The organism is Stutzerimonas sp. NM35 (assembly GCF_054604355.1).
The window spans coordinates 2,315,191-2,333,904 of the sequence record NZ_CM137728.1; the positions used below are offsets into that span (position 1 = coordinate 2,315,191).

Genomic DNA, 18,714 nt, shown 5'->3' on the forward strand with positions numbered 1-18,714 from the left:
TACAGAACAAGAACGCTCATGTCCCAACGCCCTGCATTATTTCCGGTCCTGCTGGCCGGCGCCGTCCTGCTGCTCGTAGTCCACGGTCTGGGTCGCTTTATCTACACGCCTTTACTGCCCTGGCTGGTGGAAGACGGCCTGCTCGATATCCAGCAGGGCGCCAGTATCGCCACCTGGAATTACCTGGGCTACCTGATCGGCGCCCTACTCGCCGTGCGCTGGCATCGCGTCACGCAGATCCGCCGCAGCCTGCCCTGGGCGCTGGCCCTGCATGTGCTCAGCACCCTGGCCCAGACCCAGGCGGAATCGTCCGATGCGCTCTCGGCCCTGCGCCTGCTCAACGGCATCAGCAACGGCCTGGTATTCGTGCAGGCGCCGTCGTTGATTCTCGAATGGCTGGCGCGCCATCGCCGGGTTTCCTCCAGCGGGCTGGTGTACCTGGGGGTATGCGTGGGGCTGATTCTCTCCAGCCTGCTGGTCAGCCTGAGCAATGGCGTTTTGCAGGGGGCCGATCGCTGGTGGCCCGCGGCGCTGCTGTCCATCCCCCTGGCCTGGTGGGGCTGGCGACAGCTGGCAAAACTGGACATGCCGGATGAGGAGCCCGCGCAGAAAACTGCAGAAAAACCCAGCGGACGCCTGCTGGATCGCGCCAGTACGCCGCTGTTTCTCTCCTACGCCGGGGCCGGACTGGGCTACATCCTGCCCATGACCTTCCTGCCGATGGTGGCACGCCTGCAGGTGGAGCCCGGCGATTTTCTGATCGACAGCAGCTGGCTGGTGGTCGCACTCGCCACCTTGCCCGCTCCTTGGTTGTGGAACCGCCTGGGCGTGCAGCTGGGCGACGTCGTTGCACTGCGTCTGAGCTACATCACGCAGTTGCTCGGCGTACTGGCGGCTCTGCTGCTGCCGGCTGCAAGCGGCATTCTGCTCTGTGCGGTGCTGGTAGGCGGTACCTTCCTCGGTACCGTACTACTGACCCAGCGCCTGGCACGCTCGCTGCACCCGCACCAGGGGCCACGGCTGTCGGCGGCACTGATCGCCCTCTACGGCCTGACCCAGCTGGCTGGCCCCTGGCTTACCGGCATCTGGCTGGACATGGGCGGCACCCTGCACAGCGCTTTCTGGCTCGGCGCCGGGGCACTGTTCTGGGGACTGTTCTGGATGCTGCTGGTGCCGCGCCGAGGCTGAAAGCTGTGGGACAATGCGCGGGTTTCCTGCCTCGTTGAAGATCATGCCTGCTCCGAAGAAACCCGCCTCAGCTTCCCCCAAGCCCGACAGCGTCAAAGGCTCGCTGCACCCACGCAACCGTCATACGGGCCGCTATGACTTTCCGGCCCTGATTGCCGCCAGCCCGGCGCTGGCGCAGTTCGTGATAATCAATCCCTACGGCAAGCAGAGCATCGACTTCGCCAATCCGGACGCCGTGCGCGTGTTCAATCGCGCACTGCTCAAGCAGTTCTACGGCATCGCCCACTGGGATATCCCCGCAGGCTACCTGTGCCCGCCGATTCCCGGTCGCGCCGATTACCTGCACGGTCTGGCCGATCTGCTGGCCGAAGACAACGCCGGCGAGATTCCACGCGGCGCGCGCATCCACGCACTGGACATCGGCACCGGCGCCAACTGCATCTACCCGCTGATCGGCCTGCGCGAATATGGCTGGCGCTTCACCGGCTCGGATATCGATGCCGTCGCGCTGGCCTCGGCGCGCACCATCGTCGCAGCGAACCAGCTTGGCAAAGGCATCAGCCTGCGCCAGCAGAGCGATCCGCTGCATGTTTTCCAGGGACTCGTTCAAATCAGCGACCGTTTCGCCATCAGCCTGTGCAACCCGCCCTTCCACGCTTCCCAGGCCGAGGCCAGCAGCGGCAGCCAGCGCAAGTGGCGCAACCTCGGCAAGCTCGACCCCAAACGCAAGCTTCCGGCGCTCAACTTCGGTGGTCAGGCAGCAGAACTCTGGTGTGAAGGTGGCGAAGCGGCATTCCTCGCCCGCATGGCCAATGAAAGTACCGGTGTGGCGCAGCAGGTCTGCTGGTTCACCACCCTGGTGTCCAAGGCCGGGAACGTTCAGCCACTGCAGGCACGCCTGAAAAAGCTCGGCGCCAGACAGGTGCGGATCAGGGATATGTCACAGGGCCAGAAGCGTAGCCGCTTCGTCGCCTGGACCTTTCTCGATGACGCGCAGCGCGCGCAATGGCTTGCCGCCCCGCACGGCCAGCCGGCGTAACTGGCTATTGAAAAACATAGACGAGGCAGGCAAGACGAGGAAAAAACAGGCGAGGACGCGGAGTTTAGTAGCCTAAATGAGCAGTACTCACTTCGTTCGCCCTCCGGGCCGCGCTGAAGCGCGTTAGCCGCAAGCGGCTTTCCGAGCCTGTTTTTAACGAAGTATTGGCAACGCAGGTAGTTTTTCAGACCACCAGGTCCCAGCGCTGGCGATCCTTCAGTGCCAGCGTCTGGATATAGCGCGGCTCACCATTGATCTCTTCCAGCTCGGTCATTCCGGCAAGCTCGCCTACCACGCGGTAGCGCTTGCCGACATGCTTGTCCTGCAGGGGATAGAGCTGGGCGATCTGTTGCGCGAGTTCGGTAATAGTGGACATCATTCGGTGCTCCAGGTGACTGCATGCCGCAGCTTTGTACAGGGCTTTGATGACGATTCTGCGACAGCCGTATTCGTCTCGCCTGTTGGAGCCACTCGCATCGAATTGATTCCGTAACCACCTGAAAAATAGCGTAAAGCAACGATCAGCAGATTCCCACGCCCAGTTGCAGAAGGGCCAAACTACCGTACTGCCAGCCCCACCAGGCGGCGGCCAGCAACAGTGCCACCACGGCGATGCCGGCCAGCCACAACCACCCTCTGTTCATCAGGCCGTCTCCAGACGCATGCGCGCCACCGGCTGCTCGCGGATCGGCCAGTTCAAGGCGGCGGCCATAAAGCACAGAGCGATGGATATCTGCCAGACCAGGTCGTAGCTGCCGGTACGGTCGTAGACCCAGCCGCCCAGCCAGCCGCCGCAGAACGAGCCAATCTGATGGAACAGGAAGACGATGCCGCCAAGCATCGATAGGTTGCGCACCCCGAACAGCGTCGCCACGGTACCGTTGGTCAGCGGCACCGTGGACAGCCACAACAGCCCCATGGCGATGCCGAAGCCATAGGCCGTCCAGAGCGTCAGCGGGGCGAAGAAGAACGTGCTGATGACCACCGCACGCATCAGGTACAGCCCGGTCAGCAGTTTGGGTTTCGAGTACCTCCCGCCCAGCCAGCCTGCGGTGTAGGTGCCAACGATATTGAACAGTCCGACCAGCGCCAGCACCGTGGTTCCCGTCGTCGCCGGCAAGCCGCGATCCACCAGATAGGCCGGCAGGTGAATACCGATAAAGACCACCTGGAAACCACAGACGAAGAAGCCCAGCGCCAGCAGGCGAAAGCCCGAGTGCCCCACCGCCTCGCGCAACGCCTCGGACAGTGACTGGCGCGGGCCGGTATCAGGCACTCGCGGCCCACCGCGCAACATCGCCGCCAGCGGCACGATCAGCGCCACCAGCAACCCCAGCGCCAGCAACGCCGAGGACCAGCCCAGCCAGCTGATCAGACCCAGCGTGCCCGGCAGCATCGCAAACTGGCCGAAGGAACCGGCGGCTGCGGCGATCCCCATCGCCATGCTGCGCTTTTCCGCAGGCACCGCCTGACCCACCGCGCCGAGAATCACCGAGAACGAAGTCCCCGACAGACCGATGCCGATCAGCAGCCCGGCGCTCAGCGAAAGCGATGTCGGCGTATCGGCCAGCGCCATCAGCACCAGCCCGACGGTGTAGAGAACGCCACCGACCAGCACAGTGCGGGCCACACCAAAGCGGTCCGCCAGCGCTCCGGTGAAAGGCTGCGCCAAGCCCCAGATCAGGTTCTGCAAGGCAATGGCAAAGGCGAATACTTCCCGCCCCCAGCCGAACTCCGCGCTCATCGGCGGCAGAAACAGCCCAAAACCATGCCGCACGCCCAGCGACACGGCGAGAATCAGCGAGCTGCCGAACAGAATCCAGGCGCTGTTGCGCCACGCAGAAGTCATAGAAACATCTCTTGCGAAAAAGGCAGCCAGTCTACTCGGGCCAAAGCTTCACCGCGCAAGCGAAACACAATTCAGGCGAAGCCTGCCTCTGACCCCACGAACCAGCCTGGGGCGATAGAGTTATCCCTTGAGCCTGATTCTGGTCAAGTTTCTGAAACACAACCCGATACATACCCCAGTATGGCTTCACGACACGACTCGCAAGGACATCAAGGAGAGGCAATGATCATACGTACACAGACACTCAAGGCACGACTATCGCTACTGGGCTGCGCCAGTGTGCTCGGCGTTCTGGTACTGGCGGCGATGACACTGCTGTATACCGAGCGCAGTCGGCAGCAACTGACAGAATATGTCGAACGCTATGTGATGCTCAGCAAACTGGCTACCCAAACCTACGCCAACGGCCTGCAAATGGGCCAGGCCCTGCGCAATATCCTTATCGACCCGGCCAATCCCCAGGCTTACCTGAACCACCAGTCAGCCCTGGAACAGCTCAACCAGGGCGGCACACAATTGGCCGAGCTGCTGGCCAGAGATCCGTCCCGCCGGGCCGAGGCCGAGAGGCTTGAACAGCATCTGCGCAACTGGCCGCCCCTGCAGGCACAGGTGATCGAACAGGTCAAAGCCGGACAGACAGAGCAGGCCCGCGACCTGCTGGTCAAACAGGAAACTCCAGCTTGGCGCACGCTGCGCGACCAGTTGCTGGAACTGGTGAAAAGCAGTGACCAGGCGGCTGAAGCCCGTCACGCCAGCCTGATAGACGGACTCGACAATTCTTCACGCATGGCTCTGCTGATCAGCCTGACAACCCTGCTACTGGTGGTGGCGGCCACTTTTCTGGTGGGCCGGAGCGTATTCCGCCAGATCGGCGGTGAACCCGCCGAGGCGGCCCAGACCCTGCGCCTGATCGCCAGCGGCGACCTGACGCGGACAATACCGGTTGCCCCCGGCGACCGTGACAGCCTGCTCGCCGCCACCCACGACATGCAACAGCAACTGGCCGCGCTGATTGGCGGCATTCAGGGCTCGGTCAGCCAACTGGCCTCTGCAGCCGAAGAGCTGCACACCGTAACCGAAGACAGCGCACGCGGCATTGCCCGCCAGAACGATGAAGTGCAGCAGGCCGCCACCGCCGTGACCGAAATGTCCGCCGCCGTGGACGAGGTTGCCGCCAATGCCACGAACACCTCGACCGCCTCCAGCGAGGCCGCTCGTGAAGCCGATGACGGCTTGCAGCAGGTTGCCACCACCCGCAACAGCATCGATCAGTTGAGCGTCAAGCTCGATCAGACTCAGGAAACCATCGGGCGGCTGGCGACCGAAGCGCAATCCATCGGCCAGGTTCTGGTGGTGATCCAGGGCATCGCCGAGCAGACCAACCTGCTGGCGCTCAACGCCGCCATCGAAGCGGCCCGCGCCGGCGAATCCGGGCGCGGCTTCGCTGTAGTCGCCGACGAAGTTCGCGGATTGGCGCAACGCACCCGCAATTCGACCCTGGAAATCGAGCACATGGTCGAAGCGATCCAGAAATCCACCCAGGCGGTGGTGAGCGAGATGCAGGAAAGCGCTCAGGTGACCGCGCGCAGCCAGGCAATGGCCAACCAGGCCGATCAGGCACTGGCACGGATTGCCGAGCGGATCGGGCACATCAACGAAATGAATCTGGTGATCGCCAGCGCCGCCGAAGAACAGGCACAGGTGGCCAGAGAAGTGGACCGCAACCTGATCGCCATCCGCGACATTTCCCTGCAAAGCGCCGACGGCGCCCAGCAAACCTCGGTCGCCAGCGACGAACTGACACGCCTGGCCACCCACCTGAACAAGCTGACCAGCCGCTTTCAGCTCTGAGCCGCTAACGAAGCATCAACCCCAGGCCCATCAGCAGTGGCGTCGCCACGCTGATGGCCGCATTCAGCCCAAGCGCCGGCAACAACCGCTGCGGCTGGCTGCGCAGCAGCCAGGCGGCGCGCAGGGCCAGCGGCAGAGTCAACAGGCCCAGGGCGGCACCACCAGATTCACTGTTGAAAAGCATCAAAAACAGCACACCGTAAGCCAGCAGCCACTGCGCCAGCGCCACTTTCAGCGCACTCTCACAGCCAAGGTGCATGGGCAAAGTACGCCGCCCAGCGGCGCGGTCAGCGTCAATATCGGGAAACTGGCTGAGCAGCAGCAGATTGTTGCTCAGCAGCAAAGGCACCAGGATCAACAGCAGGTCGCGGCACTCCAGCGGGCCACCAAGCACGATGCGCGCGCCCAGCACCATCAGCGCAAAACCCAGACCCGGTGCGAACAGGCACAGCCAGGGGTGCCTCGTCAGCCAGGGCGTATAAAGCAGCACCAGCGCCAACCCCGTCAGCCCGAGCGGCGCCAGGCTGAGCAGCAGCTGCGGTTTGCGCAGCAGAAAAAACAATCCGATCAGCACGCAGGCCAGCACGCTGCCGAGGCCAAGCATCAGTGTGCGACCGAGCAGATCCGGACGCGCCACCAGCGTGCCACTGCCACCGCTGAAAGCGGTGCGACGGGTGCGCAGATCCAGGCCGCTGCGATAGTCGCTCCACTCGTTGAGCGCATTCACCGCCACATGCGCGGCCAGCGCCCCGAGCAGCACCAGCAACGCCTCGCCCGCAGCCACCGCCCCGCCTTGCCCGTTTGCAGCCAGCGCTGCCCCGAGCGCCACACAGCTCAGCGTCAACAGCAGAAACCGCCCACGCACCACGCCGAGCAAGGCCCAGGCTTCGTTCATATGCCACTCCCGCGATGGATTACCCAGCAGCAGGCTAACGCCAAGAGCGCTCGTAGATCATTGATGTGCGCCAGCCCGCTGCATTCATTCCACCCTGTCAATTTGCTCTGCAGCGCTTCGCCTATACGACCACAAGGTCGCAAGTGACTTGGGCAGGAAATGTGATATCAAATTGCCAAGGCTATTTGAAACCAAGTCAAAGGTCAGCGACTCCGTCTCTCCCACCGCCCCCTCTGGTGTATACCGCAAGCACTCTGAGCCTGCGTCCTCCAGCAGACCCAAACGCATCATGACAACGCAGTGCATTCAACAACAGGAACATAATGTGCAGTCTCCAGCCAACAAACTCAGTTGCTTCAGCGACCAGCCGATAAAGACCAAAGACGATGACCATCTCAAGAACAATCAATATGCCAAAGGGCTGTTGGAGTTCATAAAGATTGCGGACGCACCTATCACTATTGGTATCCAGGGCGGCTGGGGCAGTGGGAAGACGAGCCTGATCAATCTCCTGCAACATGAGCTGGAGACCAGTGGCGATAGCCTTTGCATCAATGTCAACGCCTGGCAGCAGTCACTGTTTGCCAACTCGGGGAAAAGTGGCGAGATCGCTCTTTCACTACTCGAAAACGCCTATGGCGAACTGGCCGAGCAGATTCAGGAAAAACACAAAACCGGCAAGATAAGAATCAGCGAAGAGCAAAAGCAGAATATTTTGCGGCTGGGCAAAACTGTCGTTCGACTGACAGCGGCATTTGCCGGTATTGCGTTGCCAGCAGGCGAGGACAGCGTCCCTCACCTGCAGCAGCGCCCTTCCCAGGCATTCAAAAAACTCAGAAGGGATCTGAACGAAGCCATTCAGTCGTTGATAGCAGACAAAGCCAACAAACTCGAAAGAATCGTCATCTTCGTCGACGACCTTGATCGAATTCAGCCGGATACAGCCGTAGAAGTTCTGGATGTGCTGAAAAACGTATTCGATATCGAGAACTGCATTTCCGTTCTGGCCATTGATTACGATGTCGTCATCAAGGGGCTACGCAAGAAGTTCGGCGATCAGCTGAGCAATCAGCGGGAATTCCGGCAGTACTTCGACAAAATCATCCAGATTCCCTTTTCCATGCCTACAGGGGCTTACCGTGACAACATTCCGGTTCTGCTGGAGCGCTTGCTGGAAAAGGTTCTGCCTGGACTGGTTGGCGAGCAGAACCGTGACGAGCTGATCGAGGACGTCAACCGAGTGATACTTCTGGCAACCGACGGCGTTCCACGAAGCATCAAGCGCATCATCAACACGCTTTCCTTGCTGAGCATCATTGACGCAACCGCCCCGAGCGAGACAGACAAAGCGTCGCAACATCTGGATGCCACGCCGGACCTGCAATTCAGGATTCTGCTCACGGTAGTCTGCCTGCAGGTTTCCTTCCCCGAAATACACAAGGCACTGTGCCGGCTGCCCAACCCGAAAAACTGGGACGAAGACACCACCCGATCCGCCTGGCATCTATCGCTGGAAGAGGATGATGAGCGCCTGCGCAATCTGGAAGGCGATTTCAGTTCTTTTGACTGGGAGCCGGCGCTGCTCAAACTCATCCTTCAGCATGAACTGACGCAGAAAGCTGCCGATATTCGGGACATCATTTTTGAACTGCATGCGCTGATCGATGAACCTGGCGGCGTACATGCGTTAAGGAAAACTCTACGCTCGACCAGCATTACGGATACCGACAGCGAAAATAATCAGGCGCTGGGGACGGACATATCCAAGGACGATGCCAACAGACACTGCGGACAGCTGCTGGAAACCCTGCTGGCGCAAACCGGAAACGAGCAACTGGGCCGTATCAATAAAAAGAGAGTGGCCAAAAGGGAAGGTGAGTTCTGGACATTGATACATAAAGGGCTGACCAGCGCTCCCATCCAGACTGTGGGGCTTGAGCAGATCGAAATCGTTCTTGACGCAGGGGAAACGCCTCCCAGCTACTCGTTCGAATTTTACATTCCACGCGCTCGGCGATCCGAGCCACTGCGAAGCAGCATTCTCTCAGCCGGCTTTTCTGATCGTCACAATTTCGAGTGGTTTGAAATCGGAATCCCCGCCAACCCGGCGGGCGGCCTGGAACCCAATGTGGAAGGCTTTCTCAGCGAAACACTGCCGCGCATACGGAAAGTCCTGGAAATCCTCGGCTAACTTTACCGCCTCATCAGCCACACCCGCCTCTGGGAGACGGGCACTCGCAAAGGCAACTCTCGGGTAAACTGCCGCCTCTGTTGTATTCAGCCCGCGAGTTCGCCATGCCCATCCGTCACTGCATCGTCCATCTGATCGAGAAAAAGCCCGACGGCACGCCTGCCGTGCTGCATGCCCGCGACAGCGAGCTGGGCGAGTCCCAGGCCATGGAGAATCTGCTGGCCGATCTCAACGAGAGCTACAACGCCAAGCAGGGCAAGGCCTGGGGATTTTTTCACGAGGAATCGGGTGCCTATCCGTTCAGCGGCTGGCTTAGCCAGTACATGGAGGGCAACCAGGATTTCACCGCCTTCAGCCGCCAGGCCGTCGAGCATCTGCAGAAGCTGATGGAGGAATCCAACCTGTCCACCGGCGGCCATGTGCTGTTTGCCCATTACCAGCAGGGCATGACCGATTACCTGGCCATCGCCCTGCTGCATCACAGCGAGGGCGTGACCGTCACCGAGTCGCTGGACGTGGCGGCGGCGCGGCATCTGGACCTCGGCCAGTTGCACCTGGCCACGCGGATCAATATCTCCGAGTGGCGGAACAACAAGCAGTCCAAACAGTACATTTCCTTTATCAAGGGCAAGAACGGCAAGAAGGTCTCGGAGTATTTCCGCGATTTCATCGGCTGCCAGGAAGGCGTCGACGGGCCGGGCGAGACCCGCACGCTGCTCAAGGCCTTCAGCGATTTCGTCGAGAGCGAGGACCTGCCCGAAGAGCAAGCGCGGGAGAAAACCAGTGCGCTGGTGGGCTATGCCAGCAGCCAGTCGAAGATCGGTGAGCCGGTGTCGCTGGAAGAGCTGTCCGGCCTGATCGATGAAGACCGGCCCAAGGCCTTCTACGACCACATCCGCAACAAGGACTACGGCATGGCCCCGGAATTTCCCGCGGACAAGCGCACGCTCAATCAGTTTCGCCGTTTCACCGGGCGCGCCGAGGGCCTGTCGATCAGTTTCGAGTCGCACCTGCTGGGCTCGAAGATCGAGTACGACGAGGCCCGCGACATGCTGATCATCCGCCAGTTGCCAACCCAGCTGGTCGATCAGCTCAAGCGCCGCAAGGACTGAGCCTCGCCGACCTCCCGAGCGGAACAAAATCCGCTCGCTGCTGAATGAAATTCAGGTTTGTCAGTCACATGGCTGCTCAATCATTCAGCTGCAACTCCGCACGACCCGTTCTGGTAAGGACTCACAATGGATTGGCTTCACCTGATTATCCTGTCCCTGGTGCAGGGCATCACCGAGTTTCTCCCGATCTCCTCTTCGGCTCACTTGATCCTTCCTTCCCAGGTTCTCGGCTGGCCGGACCAAGGACAGGCGTTCGACGTCGCGGTGCATGTGGGCACGCTGCTCGCTGTGCTGATCTGCTTTCGCCATGAAGTGATTGCCACTACCCGCGGCTGGCTGGCGCACGTTTTTCGCCAGCAAGTCAGTGCCGAAAGCCGCCTGGGTTGGGCAATCATCATCGGTACCCTGCCTGCGGCGATCATCGGATTGCTGCTGGAGGACTACATCGAGCAATACACCCGTTCGATGCTGTTAATCGCCGCCACCACCATCATCTTCGGTTTGCTGCTGTGGCACGCGGACATCAAGGGCCGGCGAGTCGCCGAAATGGATCAGCTGACCTGGAAAAGCGCGCTGATCATCGGCTTTGCCCAGGCGCTGGCGCTGATCCCGGGTACATCCCGCTCGGGTATCACCATGACCGCCGCACTGTTACTCGGTTTTACCCGGCAGACCGCAGCACGCTTTTCATTTCTGCTGTCGATACCGCTGATACTCGCAGCAGGTGGGCTGAAGGCAGTCGAACTGGTCCAATCTGGAGAGCACGCGCAGTGGAACGATATTTTCATCGGCGCCGCGCTGTCTTTCGTCGCGGCCTTCCTCTGCATCAAGCTGTTCCTCAAGGCACTCGATGCGCTGGGCATGCTGCCTTTCGTGATCTATCGCTTGCTGCTGGGCGTCACGCTGCTGTTCATTGCGCTCTGAGGCGCGGCACATGAAAGGCCTGCGGAACGGCATTACGCCGTTCGCGGGCTGGATGTATCAGCGCGCCTCGATGCGATAACCAATACGGGGAAAGTGAACATGCACGACTCCGGCGCGCTCATCCTCGCGGCGCAGGATCAATTCCTCGGTGCCGGCAAACAGTAGCTCGCCTTCGACCGGATCGGTGCCGTAATCCACCGCGCAAATGGCCACCTGCTGACCCACCTGAAAACCGTTCGGCTCGCTGAATGCTTCGTCCGGCAACGCGGCAGGCGTAGCCTCGCGGGCGATGGTCAGGGCTTCTTCTGCCGAGAGTTCGCTGTGGGAACCGTGCCCGACGCCCAGTAGCTTGCCCAGCCAGGCAGCCACGTCCGGGTAATCCTCCACCAACGGCGCAGTCACCGGCGTGGCCTTGAGAAACCACAGGCAGTGGGCGACGGCGAAATCGGCGATGCAGGGCGCGCCGCCCAGCAGGAACTCATCGTCCTCTCGCGCCAGTTGTTGCTGCAGGCGTGCCATCAGCACCGGCCAGTGGCTCCGGGCCTGTTCCAGGGGAATGGCTGCAACCGAACCGCCACTGAACAGCTGTGCGCGGTCCTTGCTGAAAATCTGGACGAATTCCCTGGGCACCTGGGCGAAGCGCAGCGCCATGGATTCCGGCTGGAACACCAGGCTCACCGCGTGCAGGAACAAAACGGAGTCGGCCCATTGGGCCAGGGCGGCGGCAACGAATTCACGGCCTTCGGGAAACAGCGCCGGCGTGGCTTTTTCCGCTTCCAGGCGACGTGCGATCAATGCCGTGTCGCAATAGATGTCGGCACCGACCTGCAGCACCGGCGTGCGCCGATAGCCGCCGGTGAGCGCGGTCAGATCCGGCTTGGGCATCACCGGCGGGATGGTCACCGAACGCCAGGAGAGTTGCTTGAAGCCCAGCAACAGCCGCGCTTTCTCGGCAAAAGGCGAGGTGGGATAGTGATGCAGAATCAGGTCATGCATGGCAGGCTCCGCCGCTTGTCCAGGTAGAACGGCAGCTTACTCGGCCCTGATCAGGCAGCCTACCCGTTCAGCTGATTACCGGGCCATTCACCGGATTACTTTGCAGCTCGATCAACGCTTCCTTGGCTGGCTTCTTCAGCCGTTTGATCGCACGCTCCCGGCGCAGCGCGTCGCCCTTGCTTTCGCAGGCTTCGACATACACCAGTGCCACCGCCGGGCTGGTATGGAAGAAGCGCGCCCCGCGCCCATCCTGATGAGCGGCGAAGCGTCGCTTGGCATCGTCACTGATGCCGCAGTACAGCGACCCATTGGCCGCTCGCACCAGATAGACGAACCAGGGTTTTGCAGGGGTATCGCTCATGGGATCTCGGTGACAAAAGCCGCAGACGCCGACCCGGCTAAGGCGCGACAGGCCTGATGAAGCACGGCAACATACAGGAGGGGGTTTCCAGCGGTCTGATAACAAAGTTCGTCGATCATGTCCATATATGGTGGCGGTTCGCCTTTGCGTATACTGCGCCGATGTTTGCCCAAACCCAACTCCGCAAGCGCTGCACCTCCTGGTTGCTGGCGACCGGACTCCTCCTGATGCTCACCAGCTGCGCTGAACCCCCCAGCGCAGTCGAGCGGATCAAGGAGGAAGGCGTACTGCGCGTGATCACCCGCAACAGCCCCTCCACCTATTTCCAGGACCGTAACGGCGAAGCCGGCTTCGAATACGAGCTGGTCAAGCGCTTCGCCGGCCATCTCGGCGTCGAACTGCAGATCGAGACGGCAGAGAATATCGACGAGATTTTTACCCGCCTCAACCGTCCCGGCGGTCCGGCGCTGGCTGCTGCCGGTCTGGTTGCCAGCGAGGGTCGCCAGGAAATCGCGCGTTTCACCGACTCCTATCTGGATGTCACGACCCAGGTGGTCTACCGCCGGGATCAGCGGCGCCCGACCCAGCCGCAGGACATGGTCGGCAAGCGCATTCTGGTGCTCAAGGGCAGCAGCCAGGCGGAGAAACTCAAGGCGTTGCAGGCCGAACTGCCGGACCTGCGCTATGAAGAATCCGACGCGGTGGAGGTCGTCGATCTGCTGCGCATGGTCGATGAAGGTCAGGTCGATCTGACGCTGGTCGAGTCCAACGAACTGGCACTCAACCAGGTGTATTTCACCAACGCGCGGGTAGCCTTCGATCTCGGTGAGCAGAACAGCCTGGCGTGGATTCTCGGCAAGGATGAGGACAACAGTCTGCTCGACGCCGCCAATGACTTTCTCGCACAGGCCAGGGAAAACGGCACCCTGCAGCGCCTGCGCGAACGTTACTACGGGCATGTCGATGTACTTGGCTACGTCGGCGCCTACGCCTTTGCCAAGCATCTGCAGCAACGCCTGCCGCGCTACGAAAAGATCTTCCGCGAAACGGCCAAGGTTCATGGTGTGGACTGGCGTCTGCTGGCTGCAATCGGCTACCAGGAATCGCACTGGCAGCCCGAGGCGGTCTCGAAAACCGGGGTACGTGGCCTGATGATGCTGACCCTGGGCACGGCGAAGGCAATGGGTGTCACCGACCGGGTAGATCCGGTGCAGAGCATCCAGGGCGGCGGCAAGTACATTGCGCTGGTGCATGCCAATCTGCCCGAAAGCATCCTCGAACCGGATCGAACCTGGTTCGCCCTGGCTGCCTACAATGTCGGTGGTGGTCACCTGGAGGATGCGCGCAAGCTGGCCGAAGCCGAAGGGCTGGATCCGAACAAGTGGCTGGACGTGAAGCAGATCCTGCCGCGCCTGTCGCAGAAACAGTGGTACAGCAAAACCCGCTACGGTTACGCCCGTGGCGGCGAGCCCGTACATTTCGTAGCCAACATCCGTCGTTATTACGACATCCTCACCTGGGTGACCCAGCCACAGCTGGAAGGCCAGCAGCTGGTGCACAGCGAGATACACACGCCGGGCATCAATGCCACGGACCTTGGGGAAAGTCTGCCGCCGCTTTAAGGGGCCGTCAGGTTGCGACTTCGGGGCGTCGGATTACGCCTTCAAGCCGTCGGATTACGCCTTCGGCTAATCCGACCTACACCGACCTACAACCGTTCGACGCGCAGGGCCGAATTCATTCGGCCAGTTCGGCCTCACGCCCGCGCGATCGGCGCAAAGCTGGCACCGGTCCGTTCGGCCAGCGCCTGCGCTGTCAGTTCCACTTCCAGACCACGCCGTCCAGCGCTGACGTAGATGCTCGACAGCACCTGCGCGGAGCTGTCGATAAAGGTGCGCAGACGCTTTTTCTGCCCCAGCGGGCTGATCCCGCCGAGCAGATAGCCCGTCACCCGCTGCGCTGCCGCCGGGTCCGCCATATCGACCTTTTTCACCTTGGCGGCCTGGGCCAGAGCCTTCAGATCAAGGCTGCCGATCACCGGCACTACGGCGACCAGCAGTTCGTTCTTTTCGCTGCACACCAGCAGGGTCTTGAACACCCGGGCAGCTTCCAGGCCGAGCTTCTCGGCGGCTTCGAGCCCGTAGGAGGCGGTTTTCGGGTCGTGTTCATAAGCATGGACACGGAAATCAGCCTTGGTCTTTTTCAGCAGATCGATGGCGGGTGTCATGGCGGCAACTGGTCGATTGAAAGCCGGAATATTAACAGGCGGCTAGGCGGGCCGCCCCTTGTAGGCCTCACGCCAGGCGCGATAGCGCTCGTCCTGAACGACACGGTGATGCAGGCGCGCCATGCCGTCCGGGTCATTGAGCAAACGCCAGCGTGTCGCTTCGGCTGGGCCTTCGGGGCCGGCATCGAGAATCTCCCGCAGGCGCTGTTCACGCAGCGCCTCGGCTGCCGGCACCACCTTGGCATGCCGTGCGCGCCCCATCGCGCAGACCATGGCGTTATACAGCGGGTCCACCGTGGCAGCGAGAAAGCCATTGTGCAGCGCATTAGCCTGGTTCTGCTGGTTGTAGCGGTCCGTCGCGGCCAGCTCGGCGGGCGGGTCGTATTCCTCGGGAATCAGGAACAACTTGCGCCGGAACGCCGCCAGTCCCGGCCCGGTACGGCTGGTAAGCACCGAGACTGGCGCCGAGAGGATCAGCGACACCACGATGGGCGCCAGCCACCAGAGAAAGTCCGGATCGAGCCAGGCCACCAGCGCGGTCCAGAGCACGCCCAGCAGCATCTGCGAGCCATGCCGACGCAAGGCTTCGCCCCAGGGCGTGGCGTTGTCGGCACGTTGCGGCGATTTCCATTGCACCGACCAGCCGAGGAAGGCCGCCGTGACGAACACCGTATGGAACAGCATCCTCACCGGCGCCAGGAGCATCGAGAACAGGGTTTCCAGAATCATCGACAGCACCAGCCGGACCCCACCGCCATATTCCTTCGCCCCCTGAATCAGGATCAGCAGCACGCTGAGCAGCTTGGGCAGGAACAGCAGCGTCAGCGTCGCGGAGAACAGCGCGATCGCCTCCTGCGGATGCCAGCGCGGCCACAACGGATAGAGCTGGTTGGGCTGCAGGAAATATTCTGGAACCATCAGCGTATGGATCGCCAGCAGCCCGGTGGACAGCGCGAGAAAGGTGAACCACAGCGGCGCCGAAAGGTAGGACATGACGCCGGTGAGGAACACGAAGCGATGCACCGTGTGCATGCCCTTGACCAGGAACAGGCGGAAGTTCATCAGGTTGCCGTGGCACCAGCGGCGGTCGCGCTTGAGCTCGTCGAGCAGGTTCGGCGGCAGCTCTTCGTAGCTGCCCGGCAGGTCGTAGGCGATCCACACACCCCAGCCGGCCCGGCGCATCAGCGCCGCCTCGACGAAATCGTGGGAGAGAATGTCACCGGCGAAGGAACCCTTGCCCGGCAGCGGCGCCAGCGCGCAGTGCTCGATGAAGGGTTTGACCCGGATGATCGCGTTATGGCCCCAGTAGTGCGATTCGCCCAGCTGCCAGAAATTCAGGCCCGCAGTGAACAGCGGCCCGTAGACCCGCGTGGCGAACTGCTGCATGCGCGCGTAGAGCGTATCCATGCCGGAGGCTTTCGGCCCGGTCTGGATGATGCCGGCGCCAGGGTTGGCCTCCATCAGCCGCACCAGGCTGGTCAGGCAATCGCCGCTCATCACGCTGTCGGCATCCAGCACCACCATGTAGCGGTAGCTGCTGCCCCAGCGCCGACAAAAGTCGTCGATGTTGCCGCTCTTGCGCTTCACCCGGCGCCGACGGCGACGGTAGAAGATATGGCCGAAGCCATCGACCTCGCGGCACAATTCCAGCCAGGCCTTCTGCTCCGCCACACAGGTATCGGGGTCGTTGCTGTCGCTGAGCACGAAGATATCGAAGTGCTCGATCTCGCCGGTGGCCAGTAGCGATTCGTAGGTCGCCCGCAGCCCGGCGAACACCCTGGGCACGTCTTCGTTGGCGATGGGCATCACCAGCGCCGTGCGCGCCTCTGCGGCGATCGGCTCATTGCCCGCGCTGGTGGCGGAAATGTTGTAACGGTCACGCCCCTTGAGCAGCTGGAAAAAACCCATCAGCGCAGTCCAGAAGCCCACCGAAACCCAGCAGAACAGCAGCGCGAACAGCAGCAGGATGCTGGTCTGTACCACGTACGGCAGGATCTGCCGCGCCGACTGCTGCAGTGGCTGATGGTAGACCTCCTGCAGATCGACCAGCGCCCAGCCCTGGTAAGGCAGCACATCCTTCATGTGCCAAGTGGCAATGACAGTCTGTACCAGCATCAGGATCAGCAAGGCCGCGCGCCGGTAATGAGCAACCTTGCGCCAGCCGGAGCCATCGATGGATTGCGGCGCGGGCGGCTGCTCCACCGTGCGGTTCTTCTTGAACAGCAAGCGCCACCAGCGCAGTTGCAGTACGCTGGTGTGCCAGGGCTCCGGCACCATTCGGGTACGCACAATGGGCGGCGTCGACTGGATGCAGGTGCGACCCTGGTGATCCTCGATCAGCACCCCACGCTGCCCGGCGTCGCGGGAAAGCTCGGCGAGATAGTCCCGAGCGGGTGATTGCCGCGCGTGTTCAGTCATGGACGGGGATCTGATAGCTCCAGGTTTCGGACAGCGTATTCTCGCCATCCACCAGCGCAGCACGCAGTTCAACCGGGCGCGCCGGGTCCTTGACCCGCAGGCGCAGGGTCAGCCGCCAGCCGTTGCTGACCGGATTGTGCCGCAGGTTGTTCTCCACCAGCTCGACGTTGTCATCGACACTGACCTGGGTGCTGACCGGCGCATCCGCCGGCAATCTGGCCAGGTTCGGCCCGACGAAATCGACGATCAGCGCCGTGCTGCCATCGGGCTGGCGAATCAGGTTGGACTGCTTCACGTCGCCGGTCGACAGGCGTGTCTGCTCGACCCAGGCGAGTTCGGGATCATGCAGTGCGGGCTCGTCCATGCTGAAGTGCAGGCGGTAGGCGAACTCGACCGCCTCGCCCGGCACCGGCGCCTTTTCCGGCACCCAGTAGGACACGATGTTGTCGTTGGTTTCATCCGGCGTGGGAATCTCGACCAGCTCCACACGTCCCTTCCCCCAATCGCCAACCGGCTCGATCCAGCCGCTGGGACGCAGCTCGTAACGATCGTCCAGATCCTCGTAGCGCCCGAAATCACGGGTACGCTGCAGCAAGCCGAAACCCTTCGGGCTCTCCACGCTGTAGCTGCTGACGGCCAGCCGCTTGGGGTTGTTCAGCGGACGCCAGAGCCATTCGCCATTACCGGCATGGATCGCCAGGCCTTCGGAATCGTGCAATTGCGGGCGGTAGTTGAGCTGCTGGCTCGGCTGATTGGCACCGAACAGATACATGCTGGTGAGCGGCGCGATACCGAATTTTTCCACCGGCTCGCGCAGGAAGACCTGCGCCTTCACATCCACGATGCTGTCCTCGCCTGGCGTGATTTCCATGCGATAGGCGCCGGTGGCGCGTGGCGAATCAAGCAAGGCGTAGATCAGCAGGCTGCCGCGATCGGCCTGTGGGCGCTCGACCCAGAATTCGGTGAAACGCGGGAATTCCTCGCCGCTCGGCAGCGCGGTGTCGATGGCCAATCCGCGGGCTGAAAGACCATAGACCTGACCTTTGCCGACCACACGGAAATAACTGGCGCCGAGCAGCGTGATCAGTTCATCCTGCTTGTCCGCCTTGTTCAGTGGGTAGAGCACCTTGAAACCGGCGAAGCCCAGATCCTTTAATGCGGCTGGATCGATGTCGACGTTGCCGAACTCGAACAGCTCGGGATCGTAGCGGATCTGATTGACGCGGGTGGCAGTGATCTCGTTGATCTTCACCGGCACGTCGAAGTGCATGCCCTGATGGTAGAAGCGCAGCTCGAAAGGTGTTTCGGCATCACGCCAATAACCCTGGTCTTCACGAAAGCGCAGCTGCTGATAATCGGCGAAGGCCATCTGGCGAAATACCGACGGCAGATTGCTCTGCGGCGCTTGATAAGGGGAAGCCGCCAGTTTCTCGGCCTTGCTGGCCACATCATCCAGGCTGAAGGCCCAGCTGCTGCTGACGACGCACGCCAGGCACAGCCCCAGAAGCTTGCCCGGCACCCGGTTTCTGGCGCGGGCGCTCGATCCTTGATTCAAAGTGGTAAACACGGTGCCTCCTGAACGGTGAAAAAAGCGAGCGGGACAGCGCCTGCTCGCGTTCGTTGGTCTACGCCACGCACAAATGATTCCCCGGCAACCGAAACG

General features: G+C 61.8%; 16 protein-coding genes. 7 read left to right on the forward strand and 9 right to left on the reverse strand.

The features are described 5' to 3' along the window. Nucleotides 1-18 precede the first annotated feature (18 nt). Both ACYCFC_RS10760 and rlmF read left to right on the forward strand, forming a co-directional pair. Nucleotides 19-1,188, forward strand: a complete 1,170-nt coding sequence (locus tag ACYCFC_RS10760; protein ID WP_181086859.1) for a YbfB/YjiJ family MFS transporter — start codon at nt 19-21, stop codon at nt 1,186-1,188. A gap of 43 nt (nt 1,189-1,231) precedes the next feature. Further along, on the forward strand, nt 1,232-2,227 hold the full coding sequence (gene rlmF, locus ACYCFC_RS10765; protein WP_459653976.1) for a 23S rRNA (adenine(1618)-N(6))-methyltransferase RlmF: 996 nt from the start codon (nt 1,232-1,234) through the stop codon (nt 2,225-2,227). Between the two features lie 184 nt (nt 2,228-2,411). Here the strand turns inward: rlmF and ACYCFC_RS10770 are convergent, their stop codons facing one another. The 3 genes from ACYCFC_RS10770 to ACYCFC_RS10780 form a co-directional block, all read right to left on the reverse strand. Next, complete coding sequence (locus tag ACYCFC_RS10770; protein ID WP_181086876.1) at nt 2,412-2,603, reverse strand: hypothetical protein; 192 nt, start codon at nt 2,601-2,603, stop codon at nt 2,412-2,414. A 145-nt stretch (nt 2,604-2,748) separates the two neighbouring features. Continuing rightward, nucleotides 2,749-2,871: a hypothetical protein gene (locus tag ACYCFC_RS10775; protein WP_459651583.1), complete on the reverse strand. Its 123-nt coding sequence runs from the start codon at nt 2,869-2,871 to the stop codon at nt 2,749-2,751. Continuing rightward, nucleotides 2,871-4,076, reverse strand: coding sequence for an MFS transporter (locus tag ACYCFC_RS10780; protein WP_181086860.1), 1,206 nt, complete (start codon nt 4,074-4,076; stop codon nt 2,871-2,873). Before ACYCFC_RS10780 ends, ACYCFC_RS10775 begins: the two co-directional genes overlap by 1 nt. Nucleotides 4,077-4,298: 222 nt before the next feature. Between ACYCFC_RS10780 and ACYCFC_RS10785 the strand changes: the two genes are divergently transcribed. Next, entirely contained in the window at nt 4,299-5,927 is a 1,629-nt protein-coding gene (locus ACYCFC_RS10785; protein WP_459651584.1) for a methyl-accepting chemotaxis protein, read from the forward strand. A 4-nt stretch (nt 5,928-5,931) separates the two neighbouring features. On the opposite strand, the gene ACYCFC_RS10790 is transcribed toward ACYCFC_RS10785, so the two are convergent. Next, complete coding sequence (locus ACYCFC_RS10790) at nt 5,932-6,822, reverse strand: prenyltransferase (protein ID WP_459651585.1); 891 nt, start codon at nt 6,820-6,822, stop codon at nt 5,932-5,934. 325 nt (nt 6,823-7,147) lie between these two features. Here ACYCFC_RS10790 and ACYCFC_RS10795 point away from each other — a divergent pair, with 325 nt between their 5' ends. The 3 genes from ACYCFC_RS10795 (at nt 7,148) to ACYCFC_RS10805 (ending at nt 11,049) form a co-directional block, all read left to right on the forward strand. Continuing rightward, nucleotides 7,148-9,013, forward strand: coding sequence for a KAP family P-loop NTPase fold protein (locus ACYCFC_RS10795; protein WP_459651586.1), 1,866 nt, complete (start codon nt 7,148-7,150; stop codon nt 9,011-9,013). 104 nt (nt 9,014-9,117) lie between these two features. Continuing rightward, complete coding sequence (gene yejK, locus ACYCFC_RS10800; RefSeq protein WP_181086870.1) at nt 9,118-10,125, forward strand: nucleoid-associated protein YejK; 1,008 nt, start codon at nt 9,118-9,120, stop codon at nt 10,123-10,125. Between the two features lie 126 nt (nt 10,126-10,251). Next, a complete protein-coding gene (locus tag ACYCFC_RS10805) occupies nt 10,252-11,049 on the forward strand; it encodes an undecaprenyl-diphosphate phosphatase (RefSeq protein WP_181086871.1) in 798 nt (265 codons plus the stop codon). A gap of 57 nt (nt 11,050-11,106) precedes the next feature. On the opposite strand, the gene ACYCFC_RS10810 is transcribed toward ACYCFC_RS10805, so the two are convergent. Both ACYCFC_RS10810 and ACYCFC_RS10815 read right to left on the reverse strand, forming a co-directional pair. After that, a complete protein-coding gene (locus tag ACYCFC_RS10810) occupies nt 11,107-12,045 on the reverse strand; it encodes a glutathione S-transferase family protein (RefSeq protein WP_459651587.1) in 939 nt (312 codons plus the stop codon). Nucleotides 12,046-12,112: 67 nt separating this feature from the next. Beyond that, the gene (locus ACYCFC_RS10815; RefSeq protein ID WP_459651588.1) at nt 12,113-12,406 is read right to left on the reverse strand and encodes a GIY-YIG nuclease family protein; all 294 of its coding nucleotides are present in this window, start codon (nt 12,404-12,406) and stop codon (nt 12,113-12,115) included. Between the two features lie 161 nt (nt 12,407-12,567). Between ACYCFC_RS10815 and mltF the strand changes: the two genes are divergently transcribed. Then, on the forward strand, nt 12,568-14,028 hold the full coding sequence (gene mltF, locus ACYCFC_RS10820; protein ID WP_459651589.1) for a membrane-bound lytic murein transglycosylase MltF: 1,461 nt from the start codon (nt 12,568-12,570) through the stop codon (nt 14,026-14,028). A 134-nt stretch (nt 14,029-14,162) separates the two neighbouring features. Here the strand turns inward: mltF and ybaK are convergent, their stop codons facing one another. The 3 genes from ybaK to ACYCFC_RS10835 are packed head-to-tail and all read right to left on the reverse strand — an operon-like array spanning nt 14,163 to nt 18,570. Beyond that, nucleotides 14,163-14,633 carry a Cys-tRNA(Pro) deacylase gene (gene ybaK / locus ACYCFC_RS10825; RefSeq protein WP_459651590.1) on the reverse strand — a complete coding sequence of 157 codons (471 nt, stop codon included), beginning with the start codon at nt 14,631-14,633 and terminating at the stop codon, nt 14,163-14,165. Nucleotides 14,634-14,675: 42 nt separating this feature from the next. Next, nucleotides 14,676-17,099, reverse strand: coding sequence for a glucans biosynthesis glucosyltransferase MdoH (mdoH, locus tag ACYCFC_RS10830; protein WP_459651591.1), 2,424 nt, complete (start codon nt 17,097-17,099; stop codon nt 14,676-14,678). Continuing rightward, a complete protein-coding gene (locus ACYCFC_RS10835) occupies nt 17,044-18,570 on the reverse strand; it encodes a glucan biosynthesis protein G (protein ID WP_459653977.1) in 1,527 nt (508 codons plus the stop codon). Before ACYCFC_RS10835 ends, mdoH begins: the two co-directional genes overlap by 56 nt. Nucleotides 18,571-18,714 lie beyond the last annotated feature (144 nt).